The sequence below is a fragment of the Streptomyces sp. NPDC058758 genome, from assembly GCF_042746075.1.
GTDB lineage: Bacteria > Actinomycetota > Actinomycetes > Streptomycetales > Streptomycetaceae > Streptomyces.
Window position 1 is genome coordinate 346,650 of sequence record NZ_JBHYPS010000001.1, and the last position, 24,798, is coordinate 371,447.

Here is a 24,798-nt window from a genome sequence, read left to right on the forward strand (position 1 = left end):
AGAGGACCGTCACGCTGGTGTGACGCACGGAACATCTGGCCGGGACCCCCTATCGGGAACCACGTACTGGTGGGTAACGTCCGGGCAGTCCACAGTCGTGCTCACCCCCACCGAGCACCTGCCCGATCATGGACCGCACTGGTGCATCCACACAGAGCCGTGGCACCGGAGCCCGATGAGGAGCAGCAGTCTTGCGCGAGTTCAGCCTTCCGGCCCTGTACGAGGTCCCTTCGGACGGCAACCTGACGGATCTCATCCGCCGCAACGCCTCCCAGCACCCAGACGTCGCCGTGATGGGCCGCAAGGCCGACGGCGTGTGGACGGACGTGACCGCCGCGGAGTTCCTCGCCGAGGTGCGCGGGGCCGCGAAGGGCCTGATCGCCGCCGGGGTCGGGGTCGGCGACCGCGTCGCGCTGCTCTCCCGCACCCGCTACGAGTGGGTGCTGCTCGACTTCGCGATCTGGAGCGCGGGCGCGGTGACCGTGCCCGTGTACGAGACCAGCTCGCCGGAGCAGATCCAGTGGATCCTCGGCGACTCGGGCGCCTCGCTCGCGCTCGTGGAGTCCGCGGCGCACCAGGCGGCGGTGGAGTCCGTACGGGACGGGCTGCCGGAGCTGAAGGGCCTGTGGCAGATCGAGGACGGCGCGATCGAGCGGCTGACGGCCTCCGGCGCGGAGGTCTCGGACGAGGCCCTGGACGCCCGGATGTCGGCGGCGAACGCGGACGACCCGGCGACCATCGTCTACACCTCGGGCACGACGGGCCGCCCCAAGGGCTGCGTGCTGACGCACCGGGCGTTCTTCGCCGAGTGCGGCAACGTGGTGGAGCGCCTGAAGCCGCTCTTCCGCACCGGCGAGTCCTCGGTGCTGCTCTTCCTCCCGGCCGCGCACGTCTTCGGCCGGCTGATCGAGGTGGCCTCGGTGATGGCCCCGATCCGCCTGGGCTGCCTCCCGGACATCAAGACCCTCACGGACGAGCTGGCCTCCTTCCGCCCGACGCTGATCCTGGGTGTCCCGCGGGTCTTCGAGAAGGTCTACAACTCGGCGCGGGCCAAGGCGCAGGCCGACGGCAAGGGCAAGATCTTCGACAAGGCCGCGCACACGGCCATCGCCTACAGCCGCGCGCTGGCCACCCCGCAGGGCCCGTCCTTCGGCCTGAAGCTCAAGCACAAGGTCTTCGACAAGCTGGTCTACTCGAAGCTGCGGGCGGTCCTCGGCGGGCGCGGCGAGTACGCGATCTCCGGCGGGGCGCCGCTGGGCGAGCGGCTGGGCCATTTCTTCCGCGGCATCGGCTTCACGGTCCTGGAGGGCTACGGCCTCACCGAGTCCTGCGCGGCGACCGCCTTCAACCCGTGGGACCGCCCGAAGATCGGGACGGTCGGCCAGCCGCTGCCGGGGTCGGTGGTGCGGATCGCGGACGACGGCGAGGTGCTGCTGCACGGCGAGCACATCTTCACGGAGTACTGGAACAACGGGGCGGCGACGGCCGAGGCGCTGGCCGACGGCTGGTTCCACACCGGCGACATCGGCACCCTCGACGAGGACGGCTACCTCGCGATCACCGGCCGGAAGAAGGAGATCCTGGTGACGGCGGGCGGCAAGAACGTCGCCCCGGCGGTCATCGAGGACCGGATCCGCGCCCACGCGCTGGTCGCGGAGTGCATGGTGGTCGGCGACGGGCGTCCGTTCGTCGGCGCCCTGGTCACCCTCGACGAGGAGTTCCTGGGCCGCTGGGCGTCCGAGCACGGCAAGCCGGCCGGCACCACCGCCGCCGCCCTCCGCGAGGACCCGGAGCTGCTCGCCGAGGTCCAGCGCGCGGTCGACGACGGCAACGCGGCGGTCTCGAAGGCGGAGTCGGTCCGCAAGTTCCGCGTCCTGGCGTCCCAGTTCACCGAGGAGGCGGGCCACATCACCCCGTCGCTGAAGCTGAAGCGGAACGTGGTGGCGAAGGACTTCGCGGACGAGATCGAGGCGATCTACAGCAAGTGAGGCCACGGGGAAGGGGCCCGGCGCCGATGCGCCGGGCCCCTTCCCCGTGTCTCAGAGCAGTTCCCTGAGCCGTTCCGCCAGCAGGTCCCAGCGCCACTTCTCCTCCACCCAGGCGCGGCCGCGCTCGCCCATGCGGGCGCGCAGGGCCGGGTCGAGGAGGAGGGTGGTGACGCGGTCGGCGGTGTCCTCCGCGGACTCGCCGCGCACGACCCAGCCGGTCTCGCCGTCGAGGACGGCGTCGGGGGCGCCGCCGGAGTCGCCGGCGACGACCGGGAGGCCGGTCGCGGACGCCTCCAGGTAGACGATGCCGAGGCCCTCGACGTCGAGGCCGCCGCGCCGGGTGCGGCAGGGCATGGCGAAGACGTCGCCGGCGCCGTAGTGGGCGGGCAGCTCCGACCAGGGCACGGCGCCGGTGAAGCGGACGGAGGCGGCGACGCCCGTCTCGGCGGCGAGCCGGCGCAGGTCCCGCTCGTACGGGCCGCCGCCGACGATCAGCAGGACGGCGTCGGGCACCTGCCGCAGGATCCGGGGCAGGGCGCGGATCAGGGTGTCCTGGCCCTTGCGCGGGACGAGCCGGGAGACGCAGACGACGACCGGGCGGTCGGTGAGGCCGAGGCGGGCCCGGACCTCGTCGCCGCCGGAGCCGGGGTGGAAGGTCTTCTCGTCGACGCCGGGCGGCAGCTGCACCATGCGGCCGGCGGCGGCCGGGGTGAGCGCGGACGCGATCCGGGAGCGGGTGTACTCGCCGAGGTAGGTGAGGGTGTCCGTGCCCTCGCCGATCCGCCGCAGCAGCTGCCGGGCGGCGGGCAGCTGGGCCCAGCCGGCCTCGTGGCCGTGGGTGGTGGCGACCAGCCGCTCCGCGCCGGCCCGGCGCAGCGCGGGCGCCATCAGGCCGAGGGGCGCGGCGGCGCCGAACCAGACCGACGCGCAGCCGTGTTCGCGCAGCAGCGCGGTGGCCCGCGCGGTCACCCGTGGTGTGGGCAACAGCATGGTGGTGCGGTCCCGGACAACCGTGAAAGGCTGTTCCGCGTCGAACAGAGCGGTGGCCTCCGCCCCTTCGCGGCCTCGCTTCCACGTGGAGGCGTAGACCACGAGCCGGTCGGGGTCCAGTCGCAACGCCATGTTGTGCAGGAACGCCTGGATTCCGCCGGGACGCGGCGGGAAATCGTTCGTTACGATCAGGGTCTTGTGCATCGTGACAGACAGTACGTGATGGCACGCGATCGTACCCTTCGCCCGGCACCACCCCTCTCCGCGCGAGCGGACCGACAGGACAGGAACAGGACAGGTATGACGGGCGCAGTGGGGATCGGCTCGCGCACGGCTGGACGACTGCGGGAGTTGCGTCTTCCGCTCGGTCTGTGGGCGCTGACCAGGATCGTCCTCCTGGTGTGCGTCTTCCGGATCGTGGTGGTGCCGGGTCCGGACGTCACCAGTGACGTGGAGCAGATCTACCAGAGCTGGTACGAGGTCCTGAAGACCGGCACGTACCCGCAGGACGACGTCACCTGGCAGTACCCGCCGGCGGCGGCCCTCGCGATCCTCTCCCCCGCCCTCCTGCCGTTCCTGAACTACTCGGCCGCCTTCTTCGTGCTGGCCTTCCTCTGCGACGCCCTCGTCTTCGGGCTGCTGGTGTACACCGGCGGCCGTCCGGGCCGGACGATGCGCGGGGCCTGGCTGTGGCTGGCGGCCGTGCCGCTGATGGGCCCGACCGCGTACGCCCGCTACGACATCATGGTCACCGCCGTGGCCGTGGCGGGGCTGCTCGCCGCGATCCGCAGCCCGCGCGTGCTGGGGGCGCTCGCCGGTTTCGGCGCGGTGCTCAAGGTGTGGCCGGCGCTGGTCCTCGTGGGCACCCCGAAGGGCCGGGCGACCTGGCGTTCCTGGCCGGTGGCGGCCGGGACGGCGCTGGGCGTGCTGGCGCTGTGCATGGTGTGGATGCCGGGCGGGCTGGCCTTCCTCTCCTTCCAGAGCGAGCGGGGCACGGAGGTCGAGTCGCTGGGGGCGATGGTCTTCCACGTGGCCCGGCACTTCGGCTGGGACGGCGAGGCGCGGATGAACTACGGCTCGATCGAGTTCCTCGGCCCGTACGTGTCCTGGGTGTCGAAGGGCGCGATGGCGCTGACGGCGGCGGCCTTCGGCTGGCTGCTGGTGTGGCGCTTCAAGGCGCGCCGCTTCACCTCCTCGACGGTGGCGGACGCGGCCTTCGTCGCGGTGCTGCTCTTCACCGCGACGAGCCGGGTGATCTCCCCCCAGTACATGATCTGGCTGGTCGGGGTCGCGGCGGTCTGCCTGGCCTACCGGTCGAGCCGGATGGCGACGCCGGCGTACCTGATCCTGTGGGCGACGGCGGTGACGCAGTTCGAGTTCCCGGTCTGGTTCTCGCACGTGACGCAGAGCGACTGGCTGGGCATCGGGGTGCTGTTCCTGCGCAACGGCCTGCTGATCGCGGCCACGCTCATGGCCTGCCGGATCCTGTGGAAGCACACGGTCACCGAGGCGGGCTCGGTGGCGATCCCGGTCCCGGCGGGTCAGCCGGAGCCCGAGAAGGTGCTCACCCGCTCGGCCTGAGCGGCGCGCGCGGTACGGCGGTGCGACACCGCCAGCGCGCCGAGCTGCGCGGCCATGGCGAGCGTCATGGCCAGGCAGATCCCGGGGAGGCCGAGCCCTGACAGGGCGAGGGCGAGCGGCAGCTGGAGGAGGACGCCGGCGACGGTGATCCCGGCCAGGTACCGGCTGGCCCCCGCGCCGTCGAAGACCCCGGCGGCGGCGATGTACGCCCCCATGAGCGGGAGGTAGCCGGCGAGGCAGCGCAGGAAGAGCGCGCCCGCCGCGGCGACCTCGGGCCCGGCGCCGAAGAGCCGCATCACGCCGTCCGCCCCGGCCCACAGGAGCGCGGCGAAGCCCGTCCCCAGCCCGGCCCCGAGCAGGGTCGCGGCGCGGGCGACGGCCGCGCGTCCGCCGGCCCCGGAACCGGCGCCGAGCAGGTGGGCGGTGTGGATGGCCGCCGCCTGGCGCACCGCGTAGAGGGCCATGGTGGCGACGTACATGCCCTTGGTGGCGATGCCGTAGGCGGCGGTCTCGGTCACGCCGAGCCGGGCGACGACGGCGACGAGGGCGAGCGCGCCGCCCATCCGCAGGGTGAAGTCGGCGGCCATCGGCAGTCCGGTGGCGGCGGTGCGGCGCAGGGCGGCCGCGGTCGTCCCGGTGGGCGCGGTGGCCCGGGCGGCCCTGAGCAGCGGGTGGCGGCGGAGGGCGGCCAGGCCGGCGGCGAGGGCGGCGGTGCGGCCGAGGACGGTGGCGAGGGCGGCGCCCGGCACTCCGTACGCGTGGATGAGCAGCGGGTCGAGGACCAGGATCAGGCCATTGGCGAGGAAGGCGAGCCGCATCGGGGTGCGGGTGTCCCCGGCGCCCTTGAGGACGCCGTCGAGGACGTTCCCGGCGTAGAGGACGGCGGTGCCGGGGAGCGAGACGGCGAGGTAGGCGACGGTGAGGGCGTACGCGCCGTCGTGCCCGGTGCCGCCGCCGGTCCCGCCCAGGAGGAGGGCGGCGAGCGGTTCGCGGAGCAGCAGGCCGCCGAGGGCGACGGGCGGGACGAGCAGGGCGCACAGGGCCGTCCCGCCCCGGACGGCGGTGCGGACGGCCCCGGGGTCGGCGGCGCCGCGGGCCCGGGCGACGAGCACGGTGGTGCCGGAGCCGGCCATGAGGACCACGCCGAGGAGCAGGTTCTCGACGTTGGTGGCGAGGGCGACGGCGGCGACCGCGTCCCCGCCGAGCCGGGCGACCCAGACCATGTTGATGATCCCGGCGGCGACCCCGGCGAGCAGTTCCAGATAGACCGGTCCGCCGAGCCGGACGAGCGTGCGGCGGTGACTCCGCTGCGTCCCCATGGATCCCCCCTCGAAACGATGTACCTCGATTCGAGGCACCTCGAAAAGAGGTAGCATGCGGGGAGGAGCGAGGACAAGCGCGGAAGGAGGGCGCCCGGTGCTGGAGCTGTCGATCCTGGGCTTCCTGTACGAGCGGCCGCTGCACGGGTACGAGCTGAAGGAGCGCATCCAGGCGCTGAGCGGCCACGTCCGCCCGGTGAGCGACGGCGCCCTCTACCCGGCGATCAACCGGCTGGTGAGGGACGGCCTGGTGGAGAGCCGCACCGGACCGGGCGCCGGCGCCGCACCCCGCCGCACCCTCTCGCTCACCCCGGAGGGCCGCGCCGGGCTGCTCGACCGGCTCCGCTCCCCCAAGGACGTCGAGATCACCGACGGCCAGCGCTTCTTCACCCTGCTGACCTTCCTCGGCCTGCTGCCGGACCCGGCGGAGCAGGCCGGCGTCCTCCGCCGCCGCCAGGCCTTCCTGCTGACCCCGGCCAGCTTCTTCTACGAGGACGGCGCCCCGGCCACCGTCGAGGCGGAGCCCGACCTCTTCCGCCGCGGCATGCTCCGGATCGCCCGCGCCACCGGCACCGAGGAGAAGGCCTGGCTCGCGGAGGCCCTGGCGGAGCTCGACGCCCGCGCTCAGCCGAGCCGGGACCGCAGGTAGGCCCGCCACTCCTCGGTGAACGCCTCCGGCGTCGTGTCCAGCACCTTCCGCAGGGCGCTCTCCACCGCGCCCTCCCGGCCCGGGTGGGCGCCCACCTCGCGGTAGAAGGCGGTCAGCCGGTCCTCGCCCCAGCGGTCGGCGATCATCGCGCAGGCCAGCCAGCCGCTCTCGTAGGCGCGGGCCAGGGCGTCGCCGTCGCCCTCGAAGCCGAAGTCGGCGTCCTCGGGGAGGGCGGCGGGCACGTCCCCGGCCCGCACGGCCCGGCGCAGCTCGGGGGCGGCCTCGGCGGGGGTGCGGCCGCCGCCCCGGTAGGCGGCCCAGTCCGCGAAGCCTTCGGAGAGCCAGACCGGGGTGGACGGCGAGGTGTGGGCGCGGGTGGCGACGTGGACGGTCTCGTGGGTGAGGATCAGCTCCCGGCCGAAGTCGCCGAGCACGCCGTACGCCTCGGGGTTGACGATCACGCGGTCGGCGGGCGCGTCGGCCCGGTGCCCGGTCTCCCCGGTGGTGACGGCCGCTATCCCCCGGTACTGCGAGCCGTCCGCCGCGAGCAGCCCGCCCATGTCGTCGAGCGAGGCCGGGACCAGGACCAGGACCCGGCGGGCCCAGGCGGGGCTCCAGACCGCGTCGACGGCGGGCACGGCCCGGTCGGCGAGCCGGGCGATCTCGGCCAGCCGGTCCCGGTCCTGGCCGACCCCGAGGACGAGCGAGCGGGCGCCGCGCACCGCGGTGACCTCGCCCTGCTCCCAGAGCCGCGCCGGGGCGCCCTCGGCGGGCCGCTCGCCGGTCACGTACCAGCGCCCGTCCCGCTCGGCGAAGTCCATGACCCGGTCGGCGCCGAGGGGGCCCGCGTCGTATCCGGCGACGCGGTGGCCGCGCTCCACGCGGGCGGTGAGCCGGCCCTCGCCGGTCCGGTCGACGCCGGTGACGCGGTAGCTCCACCCGGCGAGCGGGACCTGGGCGAGGCGGCGGAACTCGGTGCGCGCGGCGGCGCGGTGCGCGGGGTCGGCGGCGGCGAGCCAGGCGGTCTCGTCGCGGTCCAGGAGGGCCTCGGCGTGCCGGTCGAGCAGGGCCTGCACCTCGCGCAGGGCGGGGTCGGCGGGCCGGGCGGCGGTGCCGCAGCCGACGAGCGCGGCGAGCGCGAGGACCAGGGCGAGCACCACGGCCGCCGGCCGACGCGCTCCGCACCCCTGTTCCGCCACGCCTCAGATCGTACGACCGGGTGACGGGCCGACGCCTCCCGGAGCGGGCTGCGGCGGGCTCAGGGGCGGGTCACCGTCACGTGCGACATCATGTCGACCGGGTCGTAGCGGACCCGGGCGCCGGGATAGGGGGCGTGGATGACCTGCCCGTTCCCGGCGTAGATGGCGACGTGGCTGGCGTCGCCGCGGTACGTGACGAGGTCGCCGGGCTGCGCCTGGGAGAGCGGCACCTGCCGGCCCGCGTGGCGCTGGGCGGCCGAGGTGCGCGGCAGGCTGATCCCGGCCTGCCGGTACGCCCAGACCATCAGCCCCGAGCAGTCGAAGGCGGTGGGGCCGGTCGCGCCCCAGACGTACGGCTTGCCGACGGCGCTGCGGGCGGCGAGCACCGCGGCGGAGGCCCGCGAGTCGGCCGGGCCGAGGTCGGCGGCCGGCGGCAGCTCCTCGGCCGGGCCGCCGGCGCGTCCGCCGGAGCGGGAGGCCCGCTCGTAGTCGGCGCGCTCGGCGGCGGTGAGGGAGGCGAGGAGCCGGCGGGCCTCGGCGAGCTTGCGCTCCACGGACCGCTTGTGGCGGGCCACCTCGGCGCGGCTGCGCTCCAGCTCGCCGAGGGCGGTGCGGGCCTCGGCGCGTTCCTGGTCGAGCCGGCGGCGCTCCCGCTGGAGCTCGGTGAGGGCGGCGCTCTGCCGGGCGGTGACCCGGTCGAGGGCGGAGGCGCGGTCGAGGTAGCTGTCCGGGTCGGAGGAGAGCAGCAGGACGAGGGCCGGGTCGAGGCCGCCGGAGCGGTACTGGGCGCCGGCGAGGGAGCCGAGCGCCCCCCGCATCCGGTTGATGCGCTCCTGGCCGCGGGCGAGGCTGTCCTGGGCCCGGCCGACCTTCCGCCGCAGCGCGTCCGCCTTCTCGTCCGCCCGGTTGTAGCCCTCGGCGGCCCGCTCGGCCTCCTCGTAGAGCCGGTCGACCTTGGCGCGGGTGGCCGCGGTGCCGGCGCCCGGGTCGGCGCTCGCGGGGACGGCGCCGAGGGAGGCCGCCGCGGTGGCCGCGGCCGCTGCGGTCAGGACGGTGACCCGGGCGGGTCGGCGGTGGGAGGCCACGGCTCGCGCTCTCCGTTCGGCTCGTGGGGACTGGCGCGGCAGACAGTAGCCGCTCCCTCGACCCCGTCCAACGAAGGCGCCGGGCGCGAAAAATGACGCCCCGCCGGAGATCACAAGGTCACCGGCGGGGCGTCGGGTCAGCGAGGTGTGCCGCGAACCACCCGTTCGGGCGGCACGGCCGGGCGGGTCAGCCGCCGATGCGGACACCGAACTGGAAGGTGCCCATGTAGTTCATCGACTCGTAGCGGACCACGGCGCCCGGCTTCGGGGCGTGCAGGATCGTGTTGTTGCCCGCGTACAGGCCGACGTGCGACAGGCCGTTGAAGAAGACCAGGTCGCCCGGGCGGAGCTGGCTGCGGCCGATCTTCACGCCGTCGTTCTGCTGGGTGTACGTGGTGCGGGTCAGCCGGGCGCCGGCCTGGCGGTAGGCCCACATGGTCAGACCGGAGCAGTCGTACGCGTTGGGGCCCTCGGCGCCGGAGACGTACGGCTTGCCGAGCTGGGTGGCGGCGGCGGAGAGGGCGGCGGCGCCCAGACCGCTGGCCGGGGCCTCGTTGCCCAGGTCGAGGCGGGGGGCGGCGGCACGGGAGGCGCGCTCGGCCTCGGCCCGCTCCTCCTGCTGGATGCGGGCGCGCTCCTCGGCGGTGAGCGTGTTGAGCAGCTTGCGGGCGTCGGCGAGCTTGCCCTGGACCTTGCTCTTCTTCTCGGCGAGCGTCTTGCGGACCTCTTCGAGGTCGGCGAGCTTGGCGGTGGCCTCGGCGCGCTCCTGGGCGAGGGCGCGCTGCTTGTCCTGGATGGTGGCGAGGACGTCGGCCTGCTGGTCGGTGACCCGGCCGATGGCGGACGCCTTGTCCAGGTAGTCGTCGGGGTTCGACGAGAGGAAGAGCTGGAGCGCCGGGTCGATGCCGCCGGAGCGGTACTGGGCGCTGGCGACCGAACCGATCTGGTCCCGGAGGGTGTTCAGCTCCTGCTGCCCACGGGCCACCCGGTCCTGGATCTGGCCGATCTCCTTCTGCAGCTTGCCGCGGCGCTCCTCGGCCAGGCTGTGCTGCTCCGTGGCCTCCTCGGCCTCGTGGTAGAGCTTGTCGACCTTCGACTTGACCTCGTCGATCTTCGGCTTGGGGGCCGCCTGGGCTCCGGTCTGGGCGGAGAACGCGACGGCGGCGGCCGCGGTCGCGGTGAGCACGGTCACACGGGTGCGGCTCGGCTGCTTGGGTCGACGGTGGGACGCCACGAAGGCGAGCTCCTTCTTCCTCGAGCCGCCCGGCCGGTCAGGGGCAGGCGGTTCCTCCACGGACCGCCCTGATGGGTGATCAACCGCGCGAAGGTTCGAGGCCCGACCCTAGTGACCAAGTTGTGATCAGTTCAAATCCCGACGGCAAAAAACTCGCTCACGCAGCACTTTATTTACACACATCACACCGCGTGTGACCGGCACTTGACGGTCCGCACTCCAGAAAACGGGCATAGGGAACAAGAGTTGTGAGCCGGGCGAGTCGTTACGAGAGCCGCGAAAGGCGCTTGAGGAGCAGAGCCGACGCCACCGGCCGCGCACCGGCCTTCGCGACGCCGTCCGCCACCTCGCGGTCGGTGGAGACCACGACGACCGGCCGGCCCGGCGGCTCCGCCCGCACCAGCTGGCGGATCAACTCGTCCGCCGTGACACCGGGCTTGGAGAAGAGCACCCGCACCCCGCGCGGCGGCGCGAGGAGCACCGGGGCGGCCAGCTCCGCCCCGTCGAAGACGCAGGTGACCTCGGCGCCCGAGCGGGCCGCGAGCGCGGAGAGCCCGCCGAGCAGCCGCAGCCGCTGCTTCTCCAGCGGCATCGTCGGGTAGCCGGTCTTGGTGACGTTGTAGCCGTCGACGACCAGATGCGTCTGCGGCAGCTCCAACAGCTGGTCGAGCAGGGCCGGATCGGTCTCCGACAGGGCGCGGGCCGCGATGTCCTTCGGGGACATCCGCCCCGGCTCCACGGCGTCCACGGTGTCCGCCGGATGCACCGACACGGGCGGCAGGGCGAGTTCGCGCCGCAGCCCCTGGGCCGCGTCCAGGACGGTGTCGAGCAGCAGCCGCAGCCGCATGTCCTCCACCGAACGCCCCTCGCGGGCGGCCCGGCGGCTCGCCTCCAGGGCCGCCTCGGCCTCGCCGAGGCGGGCCTTGAGCCGCCGCGACTCGCTCTCCGCGGCGGACACCTGGGCGGCCGACTCGGCGCGGGCGGCCTCCATCTCGGCCTGGGCGCGGCGCAGCGCCGCCTCGCCGCGCTTCACGTCGCTCTGCGCGCTGCGCAGCTTGCGGTGAAGCGATTCGGCTTCCTTGCGGGCGGCCTCCAGGTCGTGCCGGAGCTGCTCGGTCTCGTCCCTGGTCCGGTCGCGGGCGGCGGCCAGCTCCTCGCGGAGCCGCTCCAGCTCGCGCCGGCCCGCCTCGTCGGCGCGTTCGGCGTCGGCGCGCTGGACCTCCTCGCCGGCGGCGGCCACCAGCTTGGCCCAGCCCGGCGGGCGCAGCACGTAGGCCGCCGCGGCCACGTCGACGGGGTCGGCGGCGGCGGGCGGCGCGCCGGTCTCCACGGCCCCGGCCAGTTCCGGCTGAGCCTGTCTGAACCGTTCGCCGATCCGCTGCCGGAAGAGCGGGTCGCCCTCCAGGGCGGCGGCCATCGCGTTGCCGGCGAACTTGGCGCGCCGGCTCGCGGTGAAACGGGCGTACTGGCGCAGGGGGGCGGGCAGCTCGGCGACGGTCAGGCCGCCGAAGGCGTCGGCGACCAGCGCGATCACCCGCCGCCGTACCCCCTCCGGCAGGGGATGGTCGAGCGTCTCGGCAGCGTCACCCGCCGCGCCGGCCGGTTCGTCACCGTGCGCGGACTGCTCCACGATCCGTCACCCCTACTGTCGTCGGCGCCGTCCGTCAGGACTCGACGCCCGGCTTGTCCACCAGTTCGATCTGGTCCACCGCGTTGCACCAGCGGCAGCGGACCGACTCGATGGTCTCACTGAGCACCTCGCGCTCCTCGACCTTGGGCTCCCCCGCCAGGTCCAGATGGACGTACTCCACGACCTTGGACGAGCGCGTCACGTCGAAGCGGGTCAGGTTGCCGCACAGGGTGCAGCGCCAGCGGGTCTCGGCGGTCGGCTGGGGAACGGTCGTCATGGTGCCGTCCTTCTTCCTGTCGTGGTGGTACCAGGTACGGGAGCCGCGGTGCGCCGTCGGACTGCGGTGCTCGATCCCGTAACCCTACGGCCTCACCGGCGGGCGCCCGGCCCGGCGAGGCACTCTGTCCACTTCGTCCCTCTTGGGCCATGATCTGTCCATGATCGACTGGCGAGGCACGGCCCGGGGCGCCTACCGGAGCGTCCGCACCGGACCCGCGGTGACCTACGGACTGATCGCCGCCTGCTGCCTCCTCTTCATTGTCAGCCCCGTCTCCGGAATGAACCCGTCGTACGGCACAGGGGACGAGGTGCTCGCGGCGCAGAGCGCGTACTTCCAGCGGTGGGGAGTGGTGCCAGCCGAGCTGACGCGGGGCGATCCGGGCGCCCTGCTCACCCCCTTCACCGCCCTCTTCGTGCACGGCGGATGGCTCCACCTGCTCGGCAACATGCTCTTCCTCTGGGTCTTCGGGGCGATGGCGGAGGAGCGGATGGGGCACGCCGAGTTCGCCCTCTTCTACCTGGGCACCGGCTACCTCGCCCTGCTCGGCTACGCGCTGGCGCACGCCGACAGCGAGCAGACCCTGGTCGGGGCCTCCGGGGCGATCTCGGCGGTGCTCGGGGCCTTCCTCTTCCTCTTCCCCCGCTCCCGGGTGACGAGCCTCTTCCCCTTCCTCTTCTTCCTGCCGCTGCGCTTCCCGGCCTGGGCGGTGCTCGTCTTCTGGTTCACGCTCCAGTGGCTGGCCGCGCGGGCCGCCGGCGCGGGGCCCGGGGTCGCCTACCTGGCCCACGTCGTGGGCTTCTCCGTCGGCTTCCTCTACGCGTGGGCGCGCTTCCGGGGTGGGGATAGAGTGAAATCCCCAGCAGCGGCGACCGAGGGAGACAGCCAGCCGTGATCACCGCGATCGTCCTCATCAAGACCAGCGTGGACCGCATCCCCGAGATCGCGGAGTCGATCGCCGCGCTCGACAACGTCAGCGAGGTCTTCTCGGTGACCGGCACGTACGACCTCATCGCGATGGTCCGGGTGCCGCGCCACGACGACCTGGCCGAGGTCATCCCCGGCCGGATCAGCAAGATCCCGGGCGTCGAGGGCACCGACACGCACGTCGCCTTCCGCACGTACTCGCAGCACGACCTGGAAGCGGCCTTCGCCATCGGCCTGGAGTCCTGACCCCGGCCCCCGTGCCGCCCCGCGGAAGCCCGGATGAAGGAATCCTCATCCGGGCTTCATCCGGGGACGCGCCTTCGCGCCCCACCCTGGCGCCATGTCCTTCACCCACCGCATGGCCGGCCTCGTCGCCGTCGTCGCCGTCCCGCTCGGCATCGCCGCGACCAGCTACGCGCTGACCGACGAGCCGGAGGCGCCGCGCGTCCCGCCCGCCGTGCGCCTCTCCACCACACCGCCCCCGCCCGCCCCGCCGGCACCGACGCCGACGTGGTCCGTACCGGCCCCGACCGCGACGGCACCCTCGACGACGCCCACCGACTCCGTCGTGCCCGGGCCCTCGGCCACGGGCGACGACGACGATGACGACCACGAGTGAAGCGCACCGAACACCGCCTCTCCGCCCGCGTCCGCATCCTGCTCTGGCTGCTGCTCGTCATGACGGTCGCGCTGGCCGCCGTCGCCGTGGTGACCCGCACCCTGCTGCTGCGGGACGCCGACCACCGCATCAACCAGCTGCTCGCCCAGGAGACCGGGGAGTTCGCCACCTTCGTGGCCCAGGGCGTCGACCCGGCGACCGGCCGCCGCTTCACCGACCCGGAGACGCTGCTCCGGGTCTTCCTCCAGCGCCAGTACTCCGACCCGGACGAGGAGCTGCTCGGCCTGGTCGGCACCGGCGGGCCCGGACCGCGGGTGGTCCGGCAGTCCCGGGACACGCCGAGCGCCCTCCCGCTCCACCGCGACCGGCCCGCGCTCGACGCCGTCGCCGCCGCGCCGGAGGCCTCGGGCCGGATCGACCGGGCGCGGGGCGAGGTGCGCTGGGCGAAGGTGCCGATCGAGACCGGCGGCCCGCCCTCGGCCTTCGTCGTCGCCTTTCACGCCGACCGGCAACAGGCCATCGCGGACGAGGCGTTCCGCATCCTGCTCGCCATATCCGGGGTGGCGCTGCTGCTGACCACCGGCATCGGCTGGGTCGTCGCGGGCCGCATCCTCGCCCCCGTGCGGGTGGTGCGGACGACCGCCGCCGAACTCACCGAGCGGGACCTCACCCAGCGGATCCCCGTGCAGGGCAAGGACGACATCGCCGCGCTCGCCGCGACCTTCAACGCGATGCTGGACCGGCTCGAACGCGCCTTCGCGGGCCAGCGGCAGTTCGTGGACGACGCCGGGCACGAGCTGCGGACCCCCATCACCATCGTCCGCGGCCACCTGGAGCTGATGGGCGACGACCCGGCCGAGCGCGCCGAGACCGTCCGGATCGTCACCGACGAGCTGGACCGGATGAGCCGGATCGTGGAGGACCTGCTGCTGCTCGCCAAGGCCGAGCGGCCGGACTTCGTCCGCACGGAGGACGTCCAGCTCGCGGAGCTGACCGCCGACGTCTTCGTGAAGGCCCGGGCGCTCGGCGAGCGGGACTGGGTGCTGGACGGGGTGGCCGACCGGGAGGCGTCGCTGGACGCCCAGCGGATCACCCAGGCGATGGTGCAGCTCGCGCAGAACGCGGTCCAGCACACCGTGCCCGGCGCGCGGATCGCGATCGGCTCGCGGGCCGCAGCCGGCCGGATCGAGCTGTACGTCGCCGACCGGGGCCCCGGGGTCCAGGAGCAGGACGCGGCGGTGATCTTCGAGCGCTTCCGGCGGGGCACCGCCCGGCGCGGCGCCCGCACCAGCGGAGCCGGGCTGGGGCTCGCCATCGTCCGGGCCATCGCCGAGGGGCACCGGGGCGGCTCGGTCGAGCTCCGTCCGACCCCGGGCGGCGGGGCCACCTTCGCACTTGTCTTCGAGGAGTGAGCATGAACCGCATCCTGATCGCCGAGGACGAGGAGCGCATCGCCTCCTTCGTCGAGAAGGGGCTCCGCGCCAACGGCTTCACCACCTCCGTGGCCGCCGACGGCGACACCGCCCTCGCCCTGGCCCTCACCGGCGCCTTCGACCTGGTCGTCCTGGACATCGGCCTGCCCGGCCGGGACGGCTTCACCGTCCTCAGGGAGCTGCGCGAGGCCCGGGCGACCCTCCCCGTCCTGGTCCTGACGGCCCGCGACTCGGTACGGGACACCGTGGCCGGCCTGGAGGGCGGCGCCGACGACTGGATGACCAAGCCCTTCCGCTTCGAGGAGCTGCTCGCCCGGATCCGGCTGCGGCTGCGCACCGCCGCCCGCGCCCCCGAGGTGACCGTGCTGCGCAGCGGCGACCTCGGCCTGGACCTGCGCACCCGGCGGGCCCGCTCCGGGGAGCGGACGGTGGACCTGACCGCCCGTGAGTTCGTGCTCCTGGAACTGTTCCTGCGCCACCCGGGGCAGGTGCTCTCCCGGGAGCAGATCCTCTCCCACGTGTGGGGGTACGACTTCGACCCCGGCTCCAACATCGTGGACGTCTACGTCCGGGCGCTGCGGAAGAAGCTGGGCGCGGAGCGGCTGGAGACGGTGCGGGGCATGGGGTACCGGCTGCCGTGACCCGCGCGGCCGGGCGCCGCGTGAACCTTCCTTCATGGAGGGCTCATCGCCGGCTCACCGGCCGCCCGGAGGCTGGTTCCCGTGAACCTCTCCCTCCGACAGACGGTCTGGCTCTGCCTGGCGCTCGGCGCCTGCGCGGTGCTCGCCGTCCCCGGCACCACCCCCGGCCTCGGCGGCGAGGCGCGGCTGACCCTGGCCGTCTTCGCCCTCGCGACCTGCGCCTGGATCGCCGCCCCGGTCGACGACACCTCCGTCGCGCTCGGCGCCGGACTCGCCCTCACCGTCACCGGGGTGATCAGCTCCGACGTCCTCTTCGCCACCCTCGGCGACGCCACCATCTGGCTGCTGATCTGCGCCTTCGTCCTCGCCGCCGCGGTGACCAGGACCGGGCTGGCCGGTCGCGCGGCCGCCTTCCTCGTCACCGGCGCCCGGACCGTGCGCCAGCTGGTCCACCTGACCACCGCCGCGCTGGTCGTCACCGCCTTCGCCGTCCCGGCCACCTCCGGCCGGGCCGCGCTCGCCCTGCCGGTCTTCCTCGCCCTCGCCCACGTGCTCGCCGGGCGCCGCCGGCTGGTCGTGATGCTGGCCCTGCTCTTCCCCACCGTCATCCTGCTGTCGGCGGTCGCCACCCTGATCGGCGCGGGCGCCCACCTCATCACCGTCGGGGTGCTCCTGGAACAGACCGGCGAGTCCCTCGGCTTCACCCGCTGGCTGGTCCTCGGCCTGCCGCTCGCGGTGGTCTCCTCCCACCTCGCCGCGGAGGCGGTGCTGCTCACCACCACCCGCCGCGAGGACCGGCGGGGGCCCGTCCGGATCACCGCCGCCGAGGTCCAGGAGCACTCCGCCACCCCGGTGTCGGGCCCGCTCTCCCCGCCCGAGCAGCGCTGCCTGCTGCTGCTCTGCACGGTGGTGACGCTGTGGTGCGCGGAGCCGCTGCACGGGGTCTCGCCGGCCGTGGTCGCGCTGATCGGCGCGGTGGTGGCCTCCTCCCCCGCGCTCGGCACGGTCCGGATGAAGGACGGGCTGCGGTCGGTGCCCTGGCCGATGCTGCTCTTCATGGCGGCGACCACCGCGATGGGCGTGGCCCTGGTCGACTCCGGCGCCGCCGGATGGCTGGTCGGCGGAGTGCCGGGCGGGATGCCCCCGTGGGCCTTCCTCGCCGTGGTCGTCGCCGTGAGCACCGCCGCCCACCTGGTGCTCCAGTCCCGCTCCGCCCGCTCCTCGGTGCTGGTGCCGCTGGTGGTGGCCGCGGCGGCCGGCGCCGGGATCAACCCGGTGGCCGCCGCCCTCGCCTCCACGGCCGCCGCCGGGTTCTGCCAGACGCTGCCGGCCTCCGCGAAACCGGTCGCCCTCTTCGCCGAACCGCCGGACGGCGTCCCCACCTTCACCCCGGGCGACCTGCTGCGGCTCTCCGTCGTGCTCGCCCCGCTCAGCGCCGCCCTGGTGCTGCTCTTCGCCCTCGCCGTCTGGCCGCTGCTCGGCGTGCCCGTCCTTCAGGAGTCCCGGCCGTGAGCCTGCACATCGCCGTCGCCCCCAGCGGTTTCAAGGAGTCGCTGTCCGCGCCCGAGGCCGCCGAGGCCATCGCCGAGGGGCTGCGCCGGGTCCGCCCGGACGCGGTCGTCGACCTGATCCCGCTGGTCGACGGAGGAGAGGGCACCGCCCGGGCGCTGGCCGCCGCGACCGGGGGCAGGCTGCTGCCCCGGATCGCGGCCGGCCCCCTCGGCGACCCGGTCGAGACCCACTTCGCGCTGCTCGACCACTCCTCCGCGGTGGTCGAGATGGCGGCCGTCGCGGGCCTCTCCCTGGTGCCGGCCGACCGGCGCGACCCGGGCGCCACCACCACGTACGGGGTGGGCGAACTGATCCGGGCCGCCCTCGACGCCGGGGCCCGCCGCATCCTGGTCGGCTGCGGCGACTCCGGCACCTCGGACGGCGGAGCGGGTGCGCTCCAGGCCCTCGGCGCCCGGCTCCTGGACGCCGAGGGAGTCGAACTCCCCCTGGGGGGTGCCGCGTTGACGCGGCTGGAGCGGATCGATCCGACGGGCCTCGATCCGCGGCTCGCGGCGGCCGAGCTGCTGGTGGCCTGCAATCCGTACAACGTGCTCTGCGGCGAGCGGGGCGTGGCCCGGGTCTTCGGTCCGCAGAAGGGCGCGGGCCCGGAGCGGGTCGAGGAGCTGGCGGCCGCCCTGGACCGCTGGGCCGCGCTCCTCGTACGGGACCTGGGCGCGCCCGCGGCGCTCGGTACGGCCCCCGGGTCCGGGGCCTCGGGCGGGCTCGGCGCGGGCCTGGCCGCGCTCGGGGCCCGGCTGCTCCCCCGCTTCGAGGTGCTGCTCGGCCACGTGGACCTGGACGCCCGGCTGGCCCGCGCCGATCTGGTGATCACCGCGGAGGGCGCCCTGGACGGCCAGACCGTGCGGGGCAAGGTCCCGGCGGAGGTGGCGCGCCGGGCCAAGACCCACGGGGTGCCGGTGCTGGCCCTGGCCGGCACGCTCGGCCGGGGCGCCCACGAGGTGCGGGCGGTGGGGGTCGACGCGTACGGCTCGATCCTGCCCGCGCCGGTGGCGCTGCCCGAGGCGCTCGACCGGGGCGCCGAGTTCCTCGCGGACGCGGCCGAACGGGCCCTGCGGATGGTCCTGTTGGGGACCCGGCTCGTGGCCTGAGGCCCGTCGGTCAGCCGCGGTCGGGGACGCAGCGGCCGTCCTCGGTGCGGTACTTCCACTGGGCGCCGTCGCGGACGAGCTCCTTCACGGCGCGGACGAAGCGCTCGACGTGCTCGTCCGGGGTGCCGGCGCCGAAGCTGACGCGGATGGCGTTGAGGGAGCGCTCGCCGGGGGCGGCCGGCTCGGGGGCGCCGCACTCGCCCGGGTCCTGGGCGTCGGAGCCGAGCAGGGTGCGGACGAGCGGGTGGGCGCAGAAGAGGCCGTCGCGGACGCCGATGCCGTACTCGGCGGAGAGGACCGCGGCGAAGTGGGAGCTGTTCCAGCCGTCGACGACGAAGGAGATGACGCCGACGCGCGGGGCGTCGTCGCCGAAGAGGGAGAGGACGCGGACCTGGGGCACCTCGGCGAGCCCGGCGCGGACGGTGTCGATGAGGTGCCGCTCGCGGGCGACGAGGGCGTCGAAGCCGGCCTCGGTCAGCGCCTTGCAGGCGGAGGCGATGGAGTAGACGCCGATGACGTTCGGGGAGCCGGCCTCGTGGCGGGCGGCGGTGGTGTGCCACTCGACGTCCACGCCGCCGTCGGCGCGGCGTGCCACGGTACGGGAGGCGCCTCCGCCGGCCAGGTAGGGCTCGGCGGTCTGGAGCCAGTCGGCGCGGCCGGCGAGGACGCCGGAGCCGAAGGGCGCGTACAGCTTGTGCCCGGAGAAGGCGACCCAGTCCACGTCGAGTTCCTTGACGGAGACCGGGTGGTGGGGGGCGAGCTGGGCGGCGTCGAGGACGATCCGGGCGCCGTGCGCGTGGGCGGCGGCGGCCAGTTCGCGCACCGGCCACAGCTCGCCGGTCACGTTGGAGGCGCCGGTGACGCAGACGAGGGCGGGACCGTGGGGGTCGCGGTCGGCGAGGGCGCGCTCCAGGGTCTCGACGGCCTGGGCCGGGGTGCGCGGGGCGTTGAGGTAGGTGACCTGGGCGTCGCGCCACGGCAGCAGCGAGGCGTGGTGCTCGGTCTCGAAGACGAAGACCTGGCAGTCGGCGGGCACGACCTGGGCCAGCAGGTTGAGCGAGTCGGTGGTGGAGCGGGTGAAGACGACCTGGTCGCCCTCGCGGCAGTCGAGGAACTCGGCGACGGTGGCGCGGCTCTGCTCGAAGAGGTCGGTGGAGAGCTGGGAGAGGTAGCCGGCGCCGCGGTGGACGCTGCCGTAGTACGGGGCGTAGGCGGCGACGTCGTCCCAGACGCGCTGGAGGGCGGGGGCGCTGGCGGCGTAGTCGAGGGCCGCGTAGGTGACCTCGCCGCCGGTGACGAGCGGGACGGTGACGTCACGGCCGAGGACCGGCAGCGGCTCGGCGCAGCAGGCGTCGGCGGACTCGGCGGCGGCGAGGGCGGAGGAGGCGGCGGCGTTCGGGCGTGCGGACATGGCGGTATCTCCCGGCGGGACAGGCGAAAGGGCGTGAAGGGCCCGCAGGGCAGCGCGAAACGGCGTGCCGCGTACGGGTGTTGCCTCGACGCACGGCGAGAACGGGGCCGTACGGAGGGGAGGAGAAGGGGGCCGGAGGCCCTAACGCATTCGCTTGCTCACGAGACCGCTCCCTCAAGGACCAGGACCCCAGGGATGGCGCAAGGGGTCCGCGCTTGCCATGGACCTTGCTGTCCACGGCCTGGTCTTCACCCGGGGCACCCCGCCACGGACGGAGGGTTGCCGGACAGCCAGCCGGGGCTTGGGGCTGTCACTCATGACCTGTAGCCGAACGTATGCCACCGCTCGCGTTCCGCGCAACCCCGTCCGCATTCCGGGACGGGGTCGCGCGGTCCGCGCGGCGGGTCTCAGGCGTGGGTGGCGGCGACCCAGCGGTCCAGGGACGCGCGGGCGGCCCCGGAGTCGATCGACTCGGCGGCCCGCGCCATCCCGGCCCGCAGCTGCTCCGCCAGGGTGCCCTCGCCGGGCTCCAGGGCGGTGAGCGCCGCCGCCGCGTTGAGCAGCACCGCGTCGCGCACCGGCCCGGTCTCGCCGGCCAGGAGCCGGCGGGCGACGTCCGCGTTGAAGGAGGCGTCGGCGCCGCGCAGCGCCTCCAGCGGCGCGTAGTCGACGCCGACGTCCTTGGGGTCGAAGACCTCCTCGCGGACGGCGCCGTCGCGGACCACCCACACCCGGGAGGTGCCGGTGATGGTCAGCTCGTCCAGGCCGTCGTCGCCGCGGAAGACCAGGGCGGAGTTGCCGCGCTCGGCGAAGACCCCGGCGACGATCGGCGCCATCCGCGGGTCGGCGACGCCGACGGCCTGCGCCTTCACCCGGGCCGGGTTGGTGAGCGGGCCGAGCACGTTGAAGGTGGTGCGGATGCCGAGCTGGCCGCGGGCGGCGGCGACGTGCCGCAGCGAGGGGTGGAACCTCACCGCGAAGCAGATGGTGATGCCCGCCTCCTCGGCGACCGCGGCCACCCGGGCGGGGGTGAGGTCGAGGTTGACGCCGAGCTTCTCCAGGACGTCGGAGGAGCCGGAGGCGGAGGAGGCGGCCCGGTTGCCGTGCTTGACGACCCTCGTGCCGGTGCCGGCGACGACGATCGAGGCCATCGTGGAGATGTTGACGGTCTTGGCGCCGTCGCCCCCGGTGCCGACGATGTCGACGGCCGGTCCCGGCACCTCGATGGTGTTGGCGTGCGCGTACATGGTGCGGACGAGCCCGCTGATCTCCTCGACGGTCTCGCCCTTGGCCCGGAGCGCCACCATGAAGCCGGCGATCTGGGCGTCGGTCGCCTCGCCGCTCATGATCAGGTCCATCGCCCACGCGGTGTCGTCGGCGGAGAGGTCCTTCCCCTCCAGGAGGCCGTTCAGGAGGACGGGCCAGGAGCGGCCCGCCGTGGTAGGTCCTCCAGCGGGGGTCACAGCGCTCATGGCAGCTCCTGATGATCGTGCGTCGGATACGGGGTCCAGCCTATCGATCCCCGGGAACGGCAAAGAGCCCCGTCCATCGAATGGACGGGGCTCTCGCCGTGGCGACCTACGTCAGGAGGTCGGGAGGGAGTCAGTGGTGGCCGTGGCCGCTCTGGATCTCCTTGTACTCCTCCAGGGTGGGCTTGGCGACCTGGTTGTCGTCGCCGTAGTAGCCCTTGTTGAGCTTGACCCGGAGCTTCTCCATCGCGCCGATCTTCCGCTGGACGCCGTTCTCGTCGACGGCCGGCGGGAGCGCGGCGGGCTCGTACTGCTCGTGCGCGGTGAGCTTGTACAGCTCGCCCTGGCTGAGCGGCTCGTGGACCTCGACGAACTCACCGTGCGGCAGGCGCTTGATGATGCCGGACTCGCGCCCGTGCAGCACCTTGTCCTTGTCCCGGCGCTGGAGGCCGAGGCAGATCCGCTTGGTGACGATGAACGCGATGACCGGGCCGACGAAGAAGAAGATCCGCACGAACCAGGTGATCGAGTTGATCGACAGGTGGAAGTGGGTCGCCCAGAGGTCGTTTCCACCACCGACGAGCATGATCATGTACGCGGTGATCCAGGCGACGCCGAAGGCGGTGCGCGTCGGAGCGTTGCGCGGGCGCTGCGCGATGTGGTGCTCGCGCTTGTCGCCCGTGATCCAGGACTCGATGAACGGGTAGACCGCGATGGCGGCGAGGACCGCCGGGAAGATCGCCAGCGGGATCATCACGCCGAGGACCAGCGTGTGGCCCCACAGGTTGATCTCCCAGCCCGGCATGACGCGGATCAGACCCTCGGCGAAGCCCATGTACCAGTCGGGCTGGGCGCCGGTGGACACCTGGTCCGGGCGGTACGGGCCGAGCGCCCAGATCGGGTTGATCGAGGCGACCGCGGCGACCACCGCGATGACGCCGAAGACCAGGAAGAAGAAGCCTCCGGCCTTCGCCATGTACACGGGGAGCAGCGGCATGCCGACGACGTTCTTGTTCGTCCGGCCGGGGCCCTCGAAGTGCGTGTGCTTGTGGACGAACACCAGGATCAGGTGAGCGACCACCAGGCCCAGCATGATGCCGGGGAGCAGCAGCACGTGCGCCGAGTAGAACCGGGCGACGAAGTCGCCGCCGGGGAACTCGCCGCCGAAGAGGAACATCGACAGGTAGGTGCCGACGATCGGCACCGACAGGATCGCGCCCTGCATGAAGCGGACACCGGTGCCGGAGAGCAGGTCGTCCGGGAGCGAGTAGCCGGTGAAGCCGGTGAACATGCCCAGGAAGAACAGCAGGAAGCCGAACAGCCAGTTGATCTCACGCGGCTTGCGGAACGCGCCGGTGAAGAAGACGCGCATCATGTGCACGAACATGCCGGCGAGGAAGATCAGCGCCGCCCAGTGGTGGATCTGCCGGATCAGCAGACCACCGCGCACCTCGAAGGAGATGTGCATGGTCGAGTTGAACGCCTCGGACATCAGCTGTCCCTGGAGCGGGACGTACGAGCCGGCGTACTCCACCTCGTTCATCGACGGGTGGAAGAACATCGTCAGGTAGACGCCCGTCAGGATGATGATGAGGAAGCTGTAGAGGCAGATCTCGCCCAGCATGAAGGACCAGTGGTCCGGGAAGATCTTCCGCATGTTGGCCTTGGCCAGCGTGTAGATCCCCAGGCGTCCGTCGGCCCAGTCGGCGACCCGCTCACCGGCGGGCGCCTTCTTCTGCGTGTTGGTCACAGTGCTCATCCGCGCTCCCAGAATGCGGGACCGACGGGCTCGTCGAAGTCGCCGTGCGCTTCGAGGAAGCCCTTGTCGTTCACGCCGATCCGCAGCTGCGGGAGGGCGTGACCGGCCGGGCCGAAGATGACTCGGGCGCCGTCGGACAGGTCGAAGGTGGACTGGTGGCACGGGCAGAGCACGTGGTGCGTCTGCTGCTCGTACAGGGAGATCGGGCAGCCGACGTGGGTGCAGATCTTCGAGAAGGCGACGATGCCCTCGTGCGACCACTCGAGCTCGCGCTTGTCCTTGATGTCCTCCGGCTGGATCCGGACGATCATCAGGGCGGCCTTGGCGATCTCGGTCTGGAAGTTGTGGTCGTGCTCCGAGAGGCCCTCGGGCATCGCGAAGGTCAGCGAACCGACGGCGACGTCCTCGGGACGCAGCGGCTCGTGCGTGTTCATGTTGATGAGCAGCTTGCCCTTGGCCCACAGGGTGGTCCGGAGCTTGCGCTCGGGCAGCGGTCCCATGTCACGCAGCAGCATGACTCCGGAGAGCGGCACCAGGGCCAGCGCGCCGAAGAGCGTGTTGCGGATGAGCTTGCGGCGGCCGAAGCCGGACTCGGCGGCACCGGCCGCGAAGTCCGCCATGACCTTCGCCTTGACCTCGGGCGACGCCGCCATCGGGTGACGCTCGTCCGCGATCTCGACGTCGGACATCAGGGTGCGGGCCCAGTGGACCGCACCCGCGCCGATGAAGAAGAGGGCGAGGCCGAGCGTCCACCCGAGCGCGAAGTTGAGCGCGGACACGTGGCCGAAGGGCCAGATGTACACGATCTTGTCGACCGGGAAGATCACGTACGAGGCGATGAAGCCGATGGTGGCCAGCATCGACAGCACGAACATGAAGGCGACCGCGCGCTCGGAGCGCCGGGCGGCCTTCTCGTCGATGTCCTGGACACGCGGCTTGTGGGGCGGAAGGCCCGGGTCGGCGAACGGGTTGTCCGCGACCTTCACCGCGCCGTGCGCGGTGTCCTGCCCTGCCGGCAGGTTCTCTTCTGGAATCTCTTGGGTACTCATGACTTCTTGGCCTTAGCGGTGTGGGCCGCGACCCAGATGGCAACTGCGATCAGCGCACCCAGACCGAAGATCCAGGCGAACAGGCCCTCGGAGACGGGGCCGAGGCCACCGAGCGAGAGGCCGCCCGGGCTGGCGGTCTCGTCGCCGTTGACGGCCTGGACGTACGCGATGATGTCCTTCTTCTCCTTCTCCGGCATGGTGGTGTCCGGGAAGGAAGGCATGTTCTGCGGGCCGGTCTGCATGGCCTCGTAGAGGTGCTTCGGGCTGACGCCCTCGAGGCTCGGGGCGTACTTGCCGTGCGTCAGCGCGCCGCCCTCGCCGGTGAAGTTGTGGCACTGCGCGCAGTTCGTGCGGAACAGCTCGCCACCCTTCGCGATGTCGGCGCCCTCAGGGCTGTACTGGCCTTCCTTCGGCGTGACGGGGCCGGCACCGAGGGAGGCGACGTACGCCGCGAGCTGATCGATCTCAGCCTGCGTGTAGATGACCTTCTTCTTCGGGACCTGGGCGCCCGGCTGCTGCGCGGGCATGCGGCCGGTGCCGACCTGGAAGTCCACGGATGCGGAGCCCACGCCGACGAGGGACGGGCCGTCAGAGGTGCCCTGACCGCCGGTTCCGTGGCAGCTGGCGCAGCCGACGGAGTAGAGCTTCTTGCCCTCCTCGATGGCGAGGGACTGGGCGGTTTCATCGGCCTTCGCCGTGCCCGCGGGCGCGAACGCGGCGTACAGCCCCCCCGTGGCCGCCAGCGCGAGAAGTAGGACGACGACCGCCGCCAGCGGATGGCGTCGTCGTGCGGAGAGCTTTTTCACGGATTACCCCGGTGTCAGGATCTTCTGCGTCGATGCTTGCTGGATGTCGGTCCGCCGCGACGGGCGGTGACC

General features: G+C 73.5%; 21 protein-coding genes, 1 pseudogene and 1 riboswitch. Of the genes and pseudogenes, 10 read left to right on the plus strand and 12 right to left on the minus strand.

From position 1 onward, the window contains the following. Positions 1–191 precede the first annotated feature (191 nt). Complete coding sequence (locus ACFW6A_RS01595; RefSeq protein ID WP_351840942.1) at positions 192–1,988, plus strand: AMP-dependent synthetase/ligase; 1,797 nt, start codon at positions 192–194, stop codon at positions 1,986–1,988. A 51-nt stretch (positions 1,989–2,039) separates the two neighbouring features. Here ACFW6A_RS01595 and ACFW6A_RS01600 read toward each other — a convergent pair whose 3' ends face one another. After that, on the minus strand, positions 2,040–3,182 hold the full coding sequence (locus ACFW6A_RS01600; RefSeq protein WP_351840941.1) for a glycosyltransferase family 4 protein: 1,143 nt from the start codon (positions 3,180–3,182) through the stop codon (positions 2,040–2,042). A 96-nt stretch (positions 3,183–3,278) separates the two neighbouring features. On the opposite strand from ACFW6A_RS01600, the gene ACFW6A_RS01605 reads away from it, so the two are divergent. Then, positions 3,279–4,559 carry a glycosyltransferase family 87 protein gene (locus tag ACFW6A_RS01605; protein WP_351840939.1) on the plus strand — a complete coding sequence of 427 codons (1,281 nt, stop codon included), beginning with the start codon at positions 3,279–3,281 and terminating at the stop codon, positions 4,557–4,559. Here ACFW6A_RS01605 and ACFW6A_RS01610 read toward each other — a convergent pair. Then, positions 4,520–5,878, minus strand: coding sequence for an MATE family efflux transporter (locus tag ACFW6A_RS01610; protein WP_386483562.1), 1,359 nt, complete (start codon positions 5,876–5,878; stop codon positions 4,520–4,522). The two genes, ACFW6A_RS01605 and ACFW6A_RS01610, sit on opposite strands and share 40 nt — an antisense overlap. A gap of 97 nt (positions 5,879–5,975) precedes the next feature. Between ACFW6A_RS01610 and ACFW6A_RS01615 the strand changes: the two genes are divergently transcribed. Next, positions 5,976–6,527: a PadR family transcriptional regulator gene (locus tag ACFW6A_RS01615; protein WP_351840935.1), complete on the plus strand. Its 552-nt coding sequence runs from the start codon at positions 5,976–5,978 to the stop codon at positions 6,525–6,527. On the opposite strand, the gene ACFW6A_RS01620 is transcribed toward ACFW6A_RS01615, so the two are convergent. The 5 genes from ACFW6A_RS01620 to ACFW6A_RS01640 form a co-directional block, all read right to left on the minus strand. Further along, a complete protein-coding gene (locus ACFW6A_RS01620; RefSeq protein ID WP_351840933.1) occupies positions 6,503–7,726 on the minus strand; it encodes a hypothetical protein in 1,224 nt (407 codons plus the stop codon). The genes ACFW6A_RS01615 and ACFW6A_RS01620 overlap by 25 nt on opposite strands. Before the next feature lie 59 nt (positions 7,727–7,785). Beyond that, complete coding sequence (locus ACFW6A_RS01625; protein ID WP_351840931.1) at positions 7,786–8,811, minus strand: NlpC/P60 family protein; 1,026 nt, start codon at positions 8,809–8,811, stop codon at positions 7,786–7,788. 187 nt (positions 8,812–8,998) lie between these two features. Beyond that, positions 8,999–10,045 carry an NlpC/P60 family protein gene (locus ACFW6A_RS01630; protein ID WP_351840929.1) on the minus strand — a complete coding sequence of 349 codons (1,047 nt, stop codon included), beginning with the start codon at positions 10,043–10,045 and terminating at the stop codon, positions 8,999–9,001. Positions 10,046–10,310: 265 nt separating this feature from the next. Further along, the gene (locus ACFW6A_RS01635; RefSeq protein WP_351840927.1) at positions 10,311–11,675 is read right to left on the minus strand and encodes an NYN domain-containing protein; all 1,365 of its coding nucleotides are present in this window, start codon (positions 11,673–11,675) and stop codon (positions 10,311–10,313) included. A gap of 34 nt (positions 11,676–11,709) precedes the next feature. Beyond that, positions 11,710–11,952, minus strand: a complete 243-nt coding sequence (locus ACFW6A_RS01640) for a hypothetical protein (RefSeq protein WP_351840925.1) — start codon at positions 11,950–11,952, stop codon at positions 11,710–11,712. Between the two features lie 160 nt (positions 11,953–12,112). On the opposite strand from ACFW6A_RS01640, the gene ACFW6A_RS01645 reads away from it, so the two are divergent. From ACFW6A_RS01645 to ACFW6A_RS01675, 7 genes and pseudogenes are all read left to right on the plus strand, one after another. Continuing rightward, positions 12,113–12,847 (plus strand): rhomboid family intramembrane serine protease, encoded by a 735-nt coding sequence (locus ACFW6A_RS01645; protein WP_351840923.1) that lies wholly within the window; start codon positions 12,113–12,115, stop codon positions 12,845–12,847. After that, on the plus strand, positions 12,844–13,125 hold the full coding sequence (locus ACFW6A_RS01650) for an Lrp/AsnC family transcriptional regulator (RefSeq protein WP_030758121.1): 282 nt from the start codon (positions 12,844–12,846) through the stop codon (positions 13,123–13,125). The genes ACFW6A_RS01645 and ACFW6A_RS01650 overlap by 4 nt, the downstream gene beginning before the upstream one ends. Positions 13,126–13,219: 94 nt before the next feature. Continuing rightward, positions 13,220–13,498 (plus strand): small hydrophilic protein, encoded by a 279-nt coding sequence (locus tag ACFW6A_RS01655; protein WP_351840920.1) that lies wholly within the window; start codon positions 13,220–13,222, stop codon positions 13,496–13,498. 59 nt (positions 13,499–13,557) lie between these two features. Continuing rightward, a complete protein-coding gene (locus ACFW6A_RS01660) occupies positions 13,558–14,910 on the plus strand; it encodes an ATP-binding protein (RefSeq protein ID WP_351841192.1) in 1,353 nt (450 codons plus the stop codon). Between the two features lie 2 nt (positions 14,911–14,912). Continuing rightward, entirely contained in the window at positions 14,913–15,572 is a 660-nt protein-coding gene (locus ACFW6A_RS01665; protein ID WP_351840918.1) for a response regulator transcription factor, read from the plus strand. 81 nt (positions 15,573–15,653) lie between these two features. Next, positions 15,654–17,084, plus strand: a complete 1,431-nt coding sequence (locus tag ACFW6A_RS01670; protein WP_386638146.1) for an SLC13 family permease — start codon at positions 15,654–15,656, stop codon at positions 17,082–17,084. Beyond that, positions 17,039–18,282: pseudogene (locus ACFW6A_RS01675) on the plus strand (glycerate kinase); the annotation flags it as partial. The gene ACFW6A_RS01670 and the pseudogene ACFW6A_RS01675, both read left to right, overlap by 46 nt. On the opposite strand, the gene ACFW6A_RS01680 reads toward ACFW6A_RS01675, so the two are convergent. The 5 genes from ACFW6A_RS01680 to ACFW6A_RS01700 form a co-directional block, all read right to left on the minus strand. Further along, on the minus strand, positions 18,243–19,643 hold the full coding sequence (locus ACFW6A_RS01680) for an aminotransferase class V-fold PLP-dependent enzyme (RefSeq protein WP_386638149.1): 1,401 nt from the start codon (positions 19,641–19,643) through the stop codon (positions 18,243–18,245). The pseudogene ACFW6A_RS01675 and the gene ACFW6A_RS01680 overlap by 40 nt on opposite strands. A gap of 206 nt (positions 19,644–19,849) precedes the next feature. Further along, positions 19,850–19,965, minus strand: a riboswitch (SAM riboswitch). 85 nt (positions 19,966–20,050) lie between these two features. Then, positions 20,051–21,115 (minus strand): anthranilate phosphoribosyltransferase, encoded by a 1,065-nt coding sequence (trpD, locus tag ACFW6A_RS01685; protein ID WP_351840910.1) that lies wholly within the window; start codon positions 21,113–21,115, stop codon positions 20,051–20,053. A 130-nt stretch (positions 21,116–21,245) separates the two neighbouring features. After that, positions 21,246–22,871 carry a cytochrome bc complex cytochrome b subunit gene (locus ACFW6A_RS01690; RefSeq protein ID WP_351840908.1) on the minus strand — a complete coding sequence of 542 codons (1,626 nt, stop codon included), beginning with the start codon at positions 22,869–22,871 and terminating at the stop codon, positions 21,246–21,248. Beyond that, positions 22,868–23,920, minus strand: a complete 1,053-nt coding sequence (locus tag ACFW6A_RS01695) for a ubiquinol-cytochrome c reductase iron-sulfur subunit (protein WP_043222971.1) — start codon at positions 23,918–23,920, stop codon at positions 22,868–22,870. Before ACFW6A_RS01695 ends, ACFW6A_RS01690 begins: the two co-directional genes overlap by 4 nt. Further along, a complete protein-coding gene (locus tag ACFW6A_RS01700; protein WP_043222969.1) occupies positions 23,917–24,726 on the minus strand; it encodes a c-type cytochrome in 810 nt (269 codons plus the stop codon). Before ACFW6A_RS01700 ends, ACFW6A_RS01695 begins: the two co-directional genes overlap by 4 nt. Positions 24,727–24,798 lie beyond the last annotated feature (72 nt).